The organism is Verrucosispora sp. ts21, from assembly GCF_002879555.1.
GTDB classification, from domain to species: domain Bacteria; phylum Actinomycetota; class Actinomycetes; order Mycobacteriales; family Micromonosporaceae; genus Micromonospora; species Micromonospora gifhornensis.
This window is the reverse complement of the sequence record NZ_PNOZ01000032.1, coordinates 25,159-38,098: the sequence shown is the minus strand read 5'-3', so window position 1 is coordinate 38,098 and position 12,940 is coordinate 25,159. Positions and strand designations below refer to the sequence as shown.

Genomic DNA, 12,940 nt, shown 5'->3' with positions numbered 1-12,940 from the left:
GCGGACGGCATGCCGCTCGTCGCGGGGGTGGACTCCTCCACCCAGTCCTGCAAGGTGGTCGTCCGGGATGCGGAGACCGGCACCCTGGTACGCCAGGGCCGGGCACCGCACCCCGATGGCACCGAGGTCGACCCGGAGGCCTGGTGGTCGGCCCTCCAGACGGCGATCGAGGCCGCCGGCGGACTGGCCGACGTCGCCGCGGTCTCCGTCGCCGGTCAGCAGCACGGCATGGTCTGCCTGGACGACGCCGGGCAGGTGATCCGGCCGGCCCTGCTGTGGAACGACACCCGCTCGGCCGACGCCGCCGCCGAACTGGTGGCGGAGGCCGGCGGTGGGCGCTTCTGGGCCGACGCCGTGGGCAGCGTGCCGGTGGCCAGCTTCACCGTCACCAAGCTGCGCTGGTTGGCCCGACACGAGCCGGCCAACGCCGAGCGGGTGGCTGCCGTCTGCCTGCCCCACGACTGGCTGACCTGGCGGCTGGCCGGTGCACCCGGGCTGGACGCGTTGCGTACCGACCGCAGCGACGCCAGCGGCACCGGCTACTGGTCGCCGGCCACCGGGGAGTACCGTCCCGACCTGCTGGAACGCGCACTCGGCCGGGTGGTACGGGTACCCACCGTGCTCGGCCCGGCCGAGTCCGCCGGTCACCTCGACCCGGCAGCCGTGCCCGGTGCCGCGCCGGCGCTGCTCGCTCCCGGTGCCGGCGACAACGCCGCTGCCGGCTTCGGGGTGGGTGCCGGTTCCGGTGACGTGCTGGTCTCGATCGGTACGTCCGGCACCGTCTTCAGCATCGCGGAGACCCCGGCCGCCGACGCCGGCGGCACCGTCGCCGGGTTCGCCGACGTGACCGGCCGGTTCCTGCCGCTGGTCGCCACGCTCAACGCGGCCCGGGTGCTGGACGCCGCCGCCGGGATGCTCCGGGTCGGGCTGGACGAGTTGGCCGACCTCGCGCTGTCCGCCCCGCCCGGGGCGGACGGGCTGGTGCTGGTGCCGTACCTGGAGGGTGAGCGCACCCCGAACCGGCCGCTGGCCACCGGGGCGGTGCACGGATTGACCCTGCGGACCTCGACCCCGGCGCACCTGGCGCGGGCAGCCGTGGAGGGCATGCTCTGCGCGCTCGCCGACGGTCTCGACGCGCTGGCCGCCCAGGGCGCGCAGCCCCGCCGGGTGCTCCTGGTCGGTGGCGGGGCCCGCTCCGCCGCCGTACGACGCATCGCCGCGCAGGTCTTCGGCTGCCCGGTGGTCGTCCCGCCGCCCGGCGAGTACGTCGCCGACGGCGCCGCCCGCCAGGCCGCCTGGTTGGCGCTCGGCACGGCGGAGGCGCCCTCCTGGACGCCTGCCGGCACCCGGGAGTACGCCGCCGAACCGGTCCCGGCCATCCGGGAGCGTTACGCGCTGGCCCGCGATCACCACCTGGACCGCCTGGCCCAGGGGTGATCCACCCCTTGATCCCCGGATCGAGTGGCTTCCACGGGGGTGGAGCCACTCGGTCCGGGGATTTCGTTGCGCACGATGGGGTGGGCCGGTGATCGGTCCGTCGTCGCGTCCTGGTTGGCTGCCCGCATGACGTCGACCACGGGCCGGGCCCCACGGGTGTGGGGTGGTGGCGCGGCGCACCGCCTCTACAGCGTCGTCGTGTTCGTGCTGCTCGCCTCGCTGGACAACGTGGCGATCGGGCTGGTGCCACCGCTGTACGGCGCGATCGCGGAGTCGTTCGCGGTGCCGCAGCGCCTGCTCGGCCTGGTCACCGCGGTCAGCTTCCTGGTCAGCGCGGTCGCGGCGGTCGGCTGGGCCTATTTCGGCGACCGCACCAACCGCAAACCGCTGCTGATGATCGGCACCCTGATCTGGGCCGTCGGGACCGGTGGCAGTGCTCTGGCCGGGAGCTATCCGACCTTTCTGGCCGCGCAACTGCTCGCCGCGGTGGGGCTGGGCGCGGTCGGCTCGGTCGGCTTCTCGGTGGTCACCGACCTGATCTCGCCGCGTCGGCGGGGCCTGGTGATGAGCTTCTGGGGGCTGTCCCAGGGCGCTGGCACGCTGGCCGGCACCCTCGTCGGTGGGCTGCTCGGTGCGGTCGACTGGCGTCGCCCGTTCCTGCTGCTCGCCGTCGTCGGCCTGGTCGCCACGGCGGCCTACCTGCTCACGTACGACATCCGGCGCGGCCAGAGCGAACCGGAACTGGCCGACGCGTTGGCCGGCGGCGCGGACTACGACTACCGGATCAGCCGCCGTGACCTGCCCGTCATTCTCGGCCGCCGGACCAACCGCTGGCTCATCCTCCAGGGCCTCACCGCGCAGGCCGCCTTCGGTTCGCTTGTCTGGTTGCCGGTGCTGTTCGCCGAGCGGGCCCAGGACCAGGGCTACTCGATGGCTACCGCGATCGTGGTGGGCAGCGTCTTCGCCACCCTGTTCCAGCTCGGCGGGGTGCTCTCCATCGTCGGTGGTCTGGTCGGCGACGCGCTGCAACGGCGTACGCCGTCCGGTCGGGCCATGGTCGCCGCAGTCGGCGTGCTCGCCGCGGTGCCGTTCTATCTGGTGCTCTTCTTCGTGCCGATCCGCATCGACGTGCCCGACGGCGCCGGCACCGGCGCGGTGGTACGGGCCGTGCTGGCCAGCGTCGTCACCGAGCCCACCGTCGGGCTGAGCCTGCTCACCGCGCTGCTCGCGCTGGCGCTGACCTCGGCGAACTCGCCGAACTGGTTCGCCCTGATCGCCGACGCGAACCCGCCGGAGCACCGGGGCACTGTCTACAGCCTGGGCAACCTGGTCAACGGGGTGGGGCGGGCGGCCGGGAACGGGCTGGTCGGGGTGGCCTTCCACGCCCTGCGGGCGGCGTTCCCGCCACCGTTGAACTACGCGGTCGGGCTGGCCGCCTTCCAGCTCTTCTTCATCCCCACCGGCATCATGTACTGGCTCGCCGCCCGCACCTCACCCAAGGACATCTCTGACGTCGCGCACCTCCTGCACACCCGCGCGGAGAAGCTGTAAGGAAGGTGCCCTTCCTTACACCCGCACCCAGACGGTGACGTCGGTGGGGACGGAGCCGTCCTCGTCCAGTGGCGCGCTGCTGTGCAGCAGTTCGCCGGCGGGCAGCGGTACGCCGGCGGTGCCGAAGTTGGTGAGCACAACCACGTCGCCGTTGCGGAAGGTCAGCACCTCGTCGCCGGAGGAGAGCCACTGCACGGTGCCCCGACCCAAGGCGTGGCTACGCCGCAGGCGCAGCGCCGTGCGGTACATCTCGTAGGTCGAGCCGGGCACGTCACGCTGGCGGTCCAGCGCGTACTCGGCCCACACACCGGGCTGGGGCAGCCAACTCGCGTCGGTCGGCCCGAAGCCGTACGACGGCGCGTCCGCCTCCCAGGGGATCGGCACCCGGCAGCCGTCCCGGCCGCGTTGGGTGTGCCCGCTGCGTTCCCAGGTCGGGTCCTGGCGGGCCTCGTCGGGCATCAACGTGTGTTCCGGCAGGCCCAGTTCCTCACCCTGGTAGAGGTAGGCCGAGCCGGGCAGGGCGAGCATCAGCAGGGTGGCCGCACGGGCCCGGCGAAGACCGACCGCGGCATCCGGCTGCGGGTCGCCGATGCCGATGCCGTTGGGTCGCGGGGTGCCGATCGGCAGGCCGAGCCGGGAGGCGTGGCGCACCACGTCGTGATTGGACAGCACCCAGGTGGTGGGCGCGCCGACCGCGTCGGTGGCCTCCAGCGAACGGGTGATGACCGCGTACTGGGCCGGGGCGGTCCACGCGGCGAGCAGGTACTCGAAGTTGAACGCCTGGTGCATCTCGTCGGGGCGGACGTAGCGGGCCAGCCGCTCGGCCGGCTCCACCCACGCCTCGGCCACCAGGACACGTTCGTCGGGGTAACCGTCCAGCAGCCGCCGCCAGTCCCGGTAGATCTCGTGTACGCCGTCCTGGTCCCACATCGGCGGGCGTGGCTTGTCCACCTCCTGCCCGGAGAGGATCTCCTGCGGCTCGTGCCAGTCCGCCAGGTCGGCCTGCTTGATCAGGCCGTGTGCCACGTCCACCCGGAAGCCGTCCACCCCACGGTCCAGCCAGAACCGCAGCACGTCCAGGAACTCCGCGCGTACCTGCGGCTCGTCCCAGTTCAGGTCGGGCTGGGCGGTGTCGAACAGGTGCAGGTACCACTGGCCGTCGGCGACGCGGGTCCAGGCCGGCCCGCCGAAGACGCTCTGCCAGTCGTTCGGCGGTTCGGCACCGTCGGGTCCCCGCCCGTCGCGGAAGATGTAGCGCTGCCGTTCGGGGCTGCCCGGCCCGGCGGCCAGGGCCTGCTGGAACCACTCGTGGGCCGACGAGGTGTGGTTGGGCACCAGGTCGACGATCACCCGCAGCCCGCGGGCGTGTGCCTGGGCGATCAGGTCGTCGGCGTCGGCCAGCGTGCCGAACAGCGGCTCGACGTCCCGGTAGTCGGCCACGTCGTACCCGGCGTCGGCCTGCGGCGACGGGTAGAACGGGGAGAGCCAGATCGCGTCGACCCCCAGCTGGCGCAGATGATCCAGGCGGGCGGTGATGCCGGGCAGGTCACCGATACCGTCGCCGTCGGAGTCACTGAACGAGCGCGGGTAGATCTGGTAGATCACCGCCTCGGTCCACCATCCGGTGGTCGTCACGGCGGGCACGGGCTGGGGGGTCGGGTTGTCGTTCAGGGCGTACTCCCATGGTCCGAGCGGGTTGCGGCGGCGGGCGACGGTGACCCGTCGAATCAGTTTGCCCGTGGTGGGGCGGTCGAGTCCCGTACGACCAGCCGAGTGGGCAGGATCACCGGCAGCTCGTCCGCGCCGCAGTCGGAGGCGCGGGTCCGCCCGCGAAGCGGGTCGATCAGCATCTCGGCGGCCAGCCGCCCCTGCTCGGCCGCCGGTTGGGCGATGGTGCTCAGGCCGAGCACGCCGGAGAGCGCATGGTCGTCGATGCCGATCAGGCTGACGTCCTGCGGTACGCGCAGGCCGGCGTCGCGCAGGGCGGTCAACGCGCCCATCGCCATCTCGTCGCAGGCGGCGAAGATGGCCGTCGGCGGGTCACCTCGGCGCAGGAGTTCCTCGGTGGCCCGGGTGCCGCCGGCGATGTCGAACCCGGACTCCACGTCGAGGGTCGGGTCCGGCCACAGCCCGGCCGCGCGCAGCGCCTCCTGGTAGCCACGCCGCCGGTCCAGGTGCGCGGTGAAGGCCAACTCGTCGTCGGGGTCGCCGGAGATGTGCGCGATCCGCCGGTGACCGAGGTCCAGCAGGTGCCGGGTGGCGATCCGCGCGGCGGCCACGTCGTCGATGCGTACGCAGGGCCAGCCGGGCACGCCGGTGCCGGAGCTGACGGTCACCCCGGGCAGGTCCAGCGTGGTCAGGGCGGTCAGGTCGGCGGGCCGCAACGGGGTGGCGACCAGCATCACGCCGTCGACCCGTTTGTGCAGGTTGGCGGGGTGCAGCAGGCGCTGACGGTTCTGTTCCCGCCCGCCCAGGTTGTGCAGCAACAGGTCGTAGCCGCACTGGTGGAGGAAGTCCTCGACCGCCTCGACGACCACCCCGAAGAACCAGCGGGTGATCCGGGGAACCACCACGGCGATGGCACCGGTACGGCCACCGGCCAGGCGCGATGCGCTCGGTGAGACGGCGTACTGCAACTGCTCGGCGGCGGCCAGCACCCGTCGGCGGGTCGCCGCCGACACGGTGGGCAGTCCCCGCAGCGCCCGGGAGACGGTGGCGGTGGAGACTCCGGCCAACCGGGCGACATCGTCGATCCTCGTCACGGTAACCCCACTCACGACCTGCGGTGGTGCCGCCGCTACGGCGGCACCACCGGTGGGTCAGCCCTTGACGCTGCCGGCGAGCAGCCCTCGAACGAAGTAGCGCTGCAACGACAGGAACACGATCAGCGGTACGACGATCGAGACGAACGCCCCGGCGGTCAACCGTTGCCATTCGTTGCCCCGGGTACCGGCCAGTTCGGCCAGCCGCACGGTCAGTGGTGCGGTGACCTCGCTGCCACCGGCGAAGATCAGCGCGACCAGCAGGTCGTTCCAGACCCAGAGGAACTGGAAGATGGCGAACGCGGCCAGGGCGGGTGCGACCAACGGCAGCACGATGGTGCGGAAGATCTTGGGGTGGGTGGCCCCGTCGACCCGGGCCGCCTCCATCAGATCCTTGGGTAGTTGTGAGATGAAGTTGTGCAGCAGGAACACGGCGAACGGCAGCGCGAAGCAGGTGTGTGCGAACCACACCTGGGCGAAGTTCTGTGCGCCGTCGAGGTTCCAGGCGGGCATCAGGGTGATCCCGCCCAGGCTGACTCCGCGCGAGAAGAAGCTGAGCAGCGGCACCAGGGCCATCTGCAACGGCACGATCTGGAGCGCGAAGATGCCGATGTAGAGCCAGTCCCGGCCGCGGAAGTTGATCCAGGCCAGCGCGTACGCGGCCAGTGCCGCGAAGGCCAGTGGGAACAACACCGACGGCAGGGTGATCACCAGCGAGTTGACGAAGTAGTTGGCGAGCTGCCCCGACGAGGCGGACTGCCCGAACAACACGTCCTGGTAGTTCTTGAGGGTGAACTGGGGATCGGTGAAGGCCGTCCACCAGCCGGTGGTCTTCAGTTCCGCCTCTGGCCGGAACGAGGAGATGAACAGGCCGAAGGTGGGGATCGTCCAGACCACCGCGATGACGATCGCGACCACTGTCGCCGTACGGCTGTTGAGTCGCTTGCGCACCCGCGAGGCCCGGGTGGAACCGTCGTTCTGCTGGGCGCCGACCGCGGCCGGGGGAGTGGTGGTGGTCATCTCAGCCCTCCCGTCGCTGCTGACGCAGGTTCCGGATCTGGAAGATCACGATCGGCACCACCAGGATGAACAGGAACACCGCGAGCGCGGAGCCCTGCCCGTTCTGGCCGTACCGGAACGCCTGGTTGTACATCTCATTGGCGATCACGCTGGTGTCGTAGTTGCCGTTGGTCGTGGTCCGCACGATGTCGAAGACCTTCAGCGTGGCGATCGAGATGGTGACGACCACGACGATCAGCGCGGGCCGGATGCTCGGCATGGTGATCTGCCAGAACATCTGCCACGGATTGACGCCGTCGAGGCGGGCCGCCTCCACGATGTCGGCCGGGATGGACTTGATCGCCGCGGAGAGCACCACCATGGCGAAACCGGCCTGGATCCACACCATGATCACGATGAGCAGCAGCGTGTTCAGTGGCGAGTCGAGCAGCCACTGCCGGGGCTCGCCGCCGAGGCTGACCACGATCTGATTGAGCAGACCGATCTGGTCCTGGTCCTCGCCCCGGTAGGCGTACACGAACCGCCAGATGATGCTGGCGCCGACGAACGAGATCGCCATCGGCATGAAGATCAGTGACTTGGCGACGGATTCCAGCCGGGCCTTGTCCACCAGCACGGCGTAGATCAGGCCGATGGCGGTGGCGGCCAGCGGCACCAGCGTCACCCAGACCAGGGTGTTGAGCAGCACCCGGACGATCGCGTCATCGGCGAACATCCAGCGGTAGTTGTCCAGGCCGACCCAGTTCTGACTGCCGCCGTCCATGAACGACAGCAGGGTGGTCCGCAGCGCCGGAACCACCAGACCGATCAGCAGCAGCAACACCGTCGGCAGCAGGAAGAACAGCGCGAAGAACCCCTCGCGGGGCTTGGTCCGCCGAGGCAGCGGAGCCCCGCTGGCGGAGGCGGCGACGAGTTGCGCCTCGCGGCGCCGGGCGAAGTAGGACGGCACCGCGTCGAGCACGAAGAGCAGGCCGCCGACCACCACTGCGAAGGCGACGAGCCCCCACAGCAACATCATCATCTTCGGCGCCTGGTCGGCGAAGTCGAAGTTCATCAACCCTCCCAGGGGTTACTCCACGGAGCCGGTGGGCCGGCCCGCGAACGCGGACCGGCCCACCACCGGAATTACTTCCAGCTGCTCTCGATGCCCTGGAGGACGCTGGCGGTGTCCTTACCGTTGATCCAGTCGACCATGCCCTTCCAGAAGGTCCCGGCGCCGACGGCGGCGGGCATCAGGTCGGAACCGTCGAACCGGAAGACCGAGCTGTCGTCCTGGAGGATCTCCACGGAGAGCTTGTCGATCGGGTTGCTCACGTTGGCCAGGTCGAGCTTGTTGTTCGCCGAGACCCAGTCGCCGATCTTCGCGCGGCTGTTGGCGTGCTCACCGGAGGCCAGGTAGGTCTGCACCGCCTGCACCTCGGGACGGTCGGCGAAGGCGACCACGAACTCGCCGCCACCCAGCACCGGCTTGCCCCGCGACGGGTCGATGGCCGGGAAGTAGAACGCGAACACGTCGCCGTCCTCGGCCACCTTGGTGTTCTCCGGCCACTGGTTGGCGTAGAACGACGCCTGCCGGTGCAGGGCGCACTTGCCGGCCGTGATCGGGATGCCACCCTCCTGGAACGCGGTGGTGGCGATGCTGCGCACCCCGCCGAAGCCGCCGTTGACGTACTTCTCGTTCTTCAGGATGGTGCCGGCGCGGTCGACCGCCTCGACGACCCGCGGGTCGTTGAACGGGATCTCGTGCGTCGTCCACTGGTCGTAGACCTCGGGGGTCTGCGTACGCAGCATGACGTCTTCGATCCAGTCGGTGGCCGGCCAGCCGGTGGCGTCACCGGACTCGATGCCCGCGCACCACGGCTTCGTGCCGCTGTCAGCGATGGTGTCGCTGAGCTTGATCATTTCTTCCCAGGTGGTCGGAACGGTCCAACCCTTCTCCTGGAACATCTTCGGCGAGTACCAGACGAACGACTTGACGTTCGAGCCGAGCGGCGCGCCGTAGAAGGTGCCGCCGACGGTGCTGTACTTCAGCCAGTCGGCCGGGTAGTTCTGCTCGGCCATCGCCTTGGTGTCGGCGCTGGCGGCCTTGATCTGGCCCCGCTCGGCGAACCGCTGGAGCAGACCGGGCTGCGGGATGAACGCGATGTCGGGCGCGTTGCCGCCGTCGGCGCGTACGGGCAGCTGCGCCTCGAAGTCACCACTGCCCTCGTGGCTGATGTCGATGCCGGTGCAGTCCTCGAATTCCTTCCACGACTGGTCGAGGCGGTCGGCCTCGATATCGCGGATGGAGGAGTAGATGCTCACCTTCTTGCCGCTGTGACCCTGGTACTTCTCGTACGGGGCGCACTCGGCGGAATCGGCGTTGTTGTTGCCGCCGCTGTTGTCGCTGCTTCCGGTGCCGCACGCGGTGACGCCGAGCGTCAGCCCGAGCACGCCAGCGATCGCGAGGGCCTGGCGTGGCCTGGCAAAGACCGCCATGCCGTCCTCCTTTCTAGCCGGCGCTGGCCGGGTCGCATCCGGTCATCCTGGCGCCGGTCCGATGGGGCGTTTTCACATGTAAGCGCTTGCATCGGGCGCGGTCCACCCCTGGGACGACACGGACGAGTAACAATCCCGAAATCGGCTCACCGCCGCTGGTCGCGCTCCCGCCGGATGCTGCATCTATCGACACGGAAGGATTCCTGTCACCCTGGTTGTCACCCATTGAGCAGTTTCAACGTCGGAGGTGTCAGATGCCTGATCGGTGGCTGAATCCTGTCGTGGCCCGGCTGGTCGCCGCGGGAGCCCTGGTGCTGTTCGTCGTCGGTGTGCTGGTGCCGGCGGCGCCCGCGATGGCCGCGCCGACCTTCAAGGTGCCGTTCCCCTGCGGCCAGTCGTGGTCCGGGCAGACCCGCAGCGGCCACAGCCCTGCCAACGCCATCGATTTCAATCGCACGAACGACGCCGGCGACCCGGTGGTGGCCAGCGCGCCCGGCACCGTCGACCGGGTGACCGACCTGGGCGGTACCAGCTACGGAAAGTACGTCCGGATCAACCACGGCAACGGCTACCACACCTACTACGCCCACCTGAGCGGCTTCAACGTCTCCGTCGGCCAGTCGGTGGGCTACGGCAAGGTGATCGGCTGGGTCGGCAGCACCGGTAATTCGAGCGGCGCCCACCTGCACTACGAGCAGCGGCTCAACGGGGCCGACATCAAGATCCGGTTCAGCGGCACGCTCGCGTTGTACTGGGGCACCAAGACCTACACCAGCGGCAACGGCTGCTCGTCGAACACCGGCTCCGGCACCGTACGCACCGCAGGTGCCAACCTGACCGTACGGTCCGGTCCGGGCACCGGCTACTCGGCCGTCGGCTCGCTCGCCAACGGCGCTTCAGTCACGATCCACTGCCAGACCCGGGGCACCACGGTCACCGGCACGTACGGCACCAGTTCGATCTGGAACCGCATCGGCGCGGGCAGGTTCATCGCGGACGCGTACGTCTATACCGGTCACGACGGGTTCATCCCGAACGTCCCGCGCTGCTGACGGCACCTCGACGACACCCTGGGCACGGCGCCACAAGTGCCGTGCCCGGGGGAGGTCACCCGTTCAGCTGCCAGATCGAGTAGTTGAGCGCGGCGGCGAAGGTGACCCAGGCCCAGTAGGGCAGCAGCAACCCCGTCGCCAGTGTGCTGACCCGCCGGAACAGCAGCACGGTGACGCCGATCGCCAGCCACAGCACCACGATCTCGACGAACGCCAGACCGTACTGGCCGGCGCCGAAGAACAACGGCGTCCAGGCGGCGTTGAGCACGAGCTGCACCACCCAGGCGATCAGGGCCGGGCCGAAGCCGACCCGACGCCAGACCAGCCAGCCGGCCACCGCGATCATCGCGTAGAGCACGGTCCAGACCGGCCCGAACAGCCAGGGGGGCGGTGCCCAGCCGGGTTGGTCGAGGCTCGCGTACTCGGCCGACGTGCCGGTGACGGCCAGACTGCCGAGGGCCGCCGCGGCGAACACGGCCACCGCGAAACCGGCCAGCGCCCACCACTGTCGCGCGCCGCGGGTGGGCTGTCGGGTACGTGCCGTAGTCATCCGCATGATGGCAGCTTCTCCGCGTCAGGGGGTCGGCAAACCTGCGTGCCGATCTGTGAACACATCGAACGGTGCGGACAGCACGCCGGGGTCGCCGTGCCCGGTGGCTCCGGTCGGGAGGACGGAGTTCCGGTCACGACGACCCCGGCGGGTCCTTTTGCGGGCGACGCCTTTGTCGCCACGTCAACTGAAGATGCTGACACCACCCGGGCCGACCAGCAGCCCGACCACGATGAGGACGATGCCCCACAGGATCTGCCGGCGGAACAGCGCGAGGATGCCGGCGACGACCAGTACAACTGCGAGAATCCAGAGAATCAGCTCCATGATTGCTGAATACCCCCGGTGCCGACTGAGGAAACCTCTGCCTGATCCAGGTGATCACCCAGATAGAAGATGCTGTACGCCTGCTTGATCACCGGATGGGCGACGTTGCGTACCCGGACCCCGCCGGGGGTGACACCCCGCTCCGAGCCGTGGTGCGCGTGCCCGTGCAGGGCCAGCGCGGTCGGCGCGGAGTCGATCGACTGGCCCAACTGGTAGCAGCCGAGGAAGGGGTAGATCTCCAACGGCTCACCGGCGAGGGTGTCCGGCACCGGCGAGTAGTGGGTGAGCGCGACCAGCACGTCGCAGTCCAGCGACTGGAGTGCCGCCGACAGCCGGTCGGCGCTCTCGGTCGTGGTGCGGACGAAGGCCTTCATCTCCGGCTCGCCGAAGTCGCTGGCGCAGCGGCCGGCGAATCCGCCACCGAAGCCCTTGACCCCGGCCACGCCCAGTCGCCCGTCGGCACAGTCGAGCACCACCCCGTCGCCCTCCAGCACGGTGATCCCCGCCTCCGTCAGCGCCCCGACCACCTGCGGTACCTGGTCGCACTGGTGGTCGTGGTTGCCGAGCACGGCGATCACCGGTACGCCCAGACCCCCGAACTCCTGGGCCACACAGCGCGCCTCGGCCTCGGTGCCGTGCCGGGTCAGATCACCGGCGAGCAGCAGGACGTCGGCGCGGCCGGGCAGCTCCTCCAGCGCCGGCCGGAACCGGCCGACCACGTCCTCGTCCAGATGCACGTCACCCACGGCAGCGATCCGGATAACCATGGAACCTCCCTCAGGGCAGTTGCTCGATCTCCGTGGGCGCCTGCGTGCGAGTCACCCCGATGTCGCTGGTGATCGGCACGTCCGGGAAGCGTCCCGCCACCCGGCGCAGGATCTCGTTCCGCCGGTTCGCGCTCTCCACCTCGCCGTACAGCACGAGGCCGCGTTCCGTACGGACCACGGTGATTCCCTGTTCGGCCACGGCCGGATCCTCGGTGAGCAGCCGGTGGATCTCCGCCTCGACGTACTCGTCGGGTGGTCCGGCGCCGGGGTCGTGCACGGTCACGGTGTTCCCCTCCCGTCGGCCGTGCCGGCGTCCGGCACGACGTCCAGCCTGTCCAGCAGCACCAGGAACGCCTCCGCGTACGGCGAGTGCTGCGTGTCCTTACGTACCCGTTCCCAGTCGATCTGCTCCCGCAGCGACCGCGCCAACGGCAGACCCCGGGCGAAGTCGCAGTAGTGCTGGGAGAAGCTGAGCAGCTTGTGCACCATCAGCTGGGTCGCCGACAGCACCGGCATGTGGATGGCGTCGACCGGACGCACCACCGTGTCGGTGAAGGTCTCCTCGGTCACCGGGGTCTCGATCGGGCGGTGGATCAGGTCCACCATCCGGCCGCCGTCGTAGACCTTGACCAGCCAGTCCTCCGGTGGCCGCTCGGCGGTGAACCCGGCGGCCACGAGCGCCTCCAGAGCGGCGTCGACGTCGCCCTGACGGATCAGGAAGTCGACGTCGTGCTCGCTGGAGTGCCCGCCGTGGGCGTAGACGGCGAAGCTCCCGCCGAGGGCGAACGGAATGTCGGCCTGCTTGAGCACGGCGGCGACCTTCTTCAGAGTGTGGAGAAGAGTTTCGTCGTCGCGCTCGGCCATTTCGACTCTCCCGTCGACTCGTTGGGGGTGCACCCTGGGGGGTTCAGGGTCCGTACCCGGCATTCCGCCCGCCCACACCTGTCCTGCTTGCGGAACACCGTGAACCTGCCCTAACCGGGAGGTACCACGCAG

Annotated in this window: 13 protein-coding genes; 3 read left to right on the top strand and 10 right to left on the bottom strand. The window is 70.1% G+C overall.

Annotation, left to right across the window (positions count from 1 at the left end; translation table 11 throughout):
- The first annotated feature begins 9 nt into the window (after window positions 1-9).
- Window positions 10-1,437, top strand: coding sequence for a xylulokinase (gene xylB / locus C1A38_RS15785; RefSeq protein WP_102658579.1), 1,428 nt, complete (start codon window positions 10-12; stop codon window positions 1,435-1,437).
- A gap of 126 nt (window positions 1,438-1,563) precedes the next feature.
- Window positions 1,564-2,988 carry an MFS transporter gene (locus C1A38_RS15780; protein WP_102658578.1) on the top strand — a complete coding sequence of 475 codons (1,425 nt, stop codon included), beginning with the start codon at window positions 1,564-1,566 and terminating at the stop codon, window positions 2,986-2,988.
- A 15-nt stretch (window positions 2,989-3,003) separates the two neighbouring features.
- On the opposite strand, the gene C1A38_RS15775 is transcribed toward C1A38_RS15780, so the two are convergent.
- The 5 genes from C1A38_RS15775 to C1A38_RS15755 form a co-directional block, all read right to left on the bottom strand.
- Entirely contained in the window at window positions 3,004-4,632 is a 1,629-nt protein-coding gene (locus C1A38_RS15775; RefSeq protein ID WP_102658577.1) for a glycoside hydrolase family 13 protein, read from the bottom strand.
- A gap of 83 nt (window positions 4,633-4,715) precedes the next feature.
- Window positions 4,716-5,750: a LacI family DNA-binding transcriptional regulator gene (locus tag C1A38_RS15770; RefSeq protein WP_102658576.1), complete on the bottom strand. Its 1,035-nt coding sequence runs from the start codon at window positions 5,748-5,750 to the stop codon at window positions 4,716-4,718.
- A gap of 57 nt (window positions 5,751-5,807) precedes the next feature.
- On the bottom strand, window positions 5,808-6,770 hold the full coding sequence (locus C1A38_RS15765) for a carbohydrate ABC transporter permease (protein WP_102658575.1): 963 nt from the start codon (window positions 6,768-6,770) through the stop codon (window positions 5,808-5,810).
- Between the two features lies 1 nt (window position 6,771).
- A complete protein-coding gene (locus tag C1A38_RS15760) occupies window positions 6,772-7,824 on the bottom strand; it encodes a carbohydrate ABC transporter permease (RefSeq protein ID WP_102658574.1) in 1,053 nt (350 codons plus the stop codon).
- 71 nt (window positions 7,825-7,895) lie between these two features.
- Window positions 7,896-9,248 carry an ABC transporter substrate-binding protein gene (locus tag C1A38_RS15755; protein ID WP_102658573.1) on the bottom strand — a complete coding sequence of 451 codons (1,353 nt, stop codon included), beginning with the start codon at window positions 9,246-9,248 and terminating at the stop codon, window positions 7,896-7,898.
- Between the two features lie 254 nt (window positions 9,249-9,502).
- On the opposite strand from C1A38_RS15755, the gene C1A38_RS15750 reads away from it, so the two are divergent.
- Window positions 9,503-10,300, top strand: a complete 798-nt coding sequence (locus C1A38_RS15750) for a peptidoglycan DD-metalloendopeptidase family protein (RefSeq protein WP_102658572.1) — start codon at window positions 9,503-9,505, stop codon at window positions 10,298-10,300.
- 55 nt (window positions 10,301-10,355) lie between these two features.
- Here the strand turns inward: C1A38_RS15750 and C1A38_RS15745 are convergent, their stop codons facing one another.
- From C1A38_RS15745 to C1A38_RS15730, 5 genes are all read right to left on the bottom strand, one after another.
- The gene (locus C1A38_RS15745) at window positions 10,356-10,856 is read right to left on the bottom strand and encodes a TspO/MBR family protein (RefSeq protein ID WP_102658571.1); all 501 of its coding nucleotides are present in this window, start codon (window positions 10,854-10,856) and stop codon (window positions 10,356-10,358) included.
- A gap of 177 nt (window positions 10,857-11,033) precedes the next feature.
- Window positions 11,034-11,177 (bottom strand): GPGG-motif small membrane protein, encoded by a 144-nt coding sequence (locus tag C1A38_RS31380; RefSeq protein WP_018786997.1) that lies wholly within the window; start codon window positions 11,175-11,177, stop codon window positions 11,034-11,036.
- Window positions 11,168-11,944 carry a metallophosphoesterase family protein gene (locus C1A38_RS15740; protein ID WP_102658570.1) on the bottom strand — a complete coding sequence of 259 codons (777 nt, stop codon included), beginning with the start codon at window positions 11,942-11,944 and terminating at the stop codon, window positions 11,168-11,170. The genes C1A38_RS31380 and C1A38_RS15740 overlap by 10 nt, the downstream gene beginning before the upstream one ends.
- A 10-nt stretch (window positions 11,945-11,954) precedes the next feature.
- Window positions 11,955-12,227 carry a hypothetical protein gene (locus tag C1A38_RS15735; protein ID WP_102658569.1) on the bottom strand — a complete coding sequence of 91 codons (273 nt, stop codon included), beginning with the start codon at window positions 12,225-12,227 and terminating at the stop codon, window positions 11,955-11,957.
- Window positions 12,224-12,871 (bottom strand): nucleotidyltransferase family protein, encoded by a 648-nt coding sequence (locus tag C1A38_RS15730; RefSeq protein WP_269764269.1) that lies wholly within the window; start codon window positions 12,869-12,871, stop codon window positions 12,224-12,226. The genes C1A38_RS15735 and C1A38_RS15730 overlap by 4 nt, the downstream gene beginning before the upstream one ends.
- Window positions 12,872-12,940 lie beyond the last annotated feature (69 nt).

Excerpts from the sequence above, each read along its gene's own strand:
- xylB (WP_102658579.1), top strand. The coding sequence starts at position 10 with ATGCCGCTCGTCGCGGGGGTGGACTCCTCCACCCAGTCCTGCAAGGTG.
- C1A38_RS15780 (WP_102658578.1), top strand. The coding sequence starts at position 1,564 with ATGACGTCGACCACGGGCCGGGCCCCACGGGTGTGGGGTGGTGGCGCG.
- C1A38_RS15765 (WP_102658575.1), bottom strand. The coding sequence starts at position 6,770 with ATGACCACCACCACTCCCCCGGCCGCGGTCGGCGCCCAGCAGAACGAC.
- C1A38_RS15760 (WP_102658574.1), bottom strand. The coding sequence starts at position 7,824 with ATGAACTTCGACTTCGCCGACCAGGCGCCGAAGATGATGATGTTGCTG.
- C1A38_RS15755 (WP_102658573.1), bottom strand. The coding sequence starts at position 9,248 with ATGGCGGTCTTTGCCAGGCCACGCCAGGCCCTCGCGATCGCTGGCGTG.
- C1A38_RS15750 (WP_102658572.1), top strand. The coding sequence starts at position 9,503 with ATGCCTGATCGGTGGCTGAATCCTGTCGTGGCCCGGCTGGTCGCCGCG.
- C1A38_RS15745 (WP_102658571.1), bottom strand. The coding sequence starts at position 10,856 with ATGCGGATGACTACGGCACGTACCCGACAGCCCACCCGCGGCGCGCGA.
- C1A38_RS31380 (WP_018786997.1), bottom strand. The coding sequence starts at position 11,177 with ATGGAGCTGATTCTCTGGATTCTCGCAGTTGTACTGGTCGTCGCCGGC.
- C1A38_RS15740 (WP_102658570.1), bottom strand. The coding sequence starts at position 11,944 with ATGGTTATCCGGATCGCTGCCGTGGGTGACGTGCATCTGGACGAGGAC.
- C1A38_RS15730 (WP_269764269.1), bottom strand. The coding sequence starts at position 12,871 with ATGCCGGGTACGGACCCTGAACCCCCCAGGGTGCACCCCCAACGAGTC.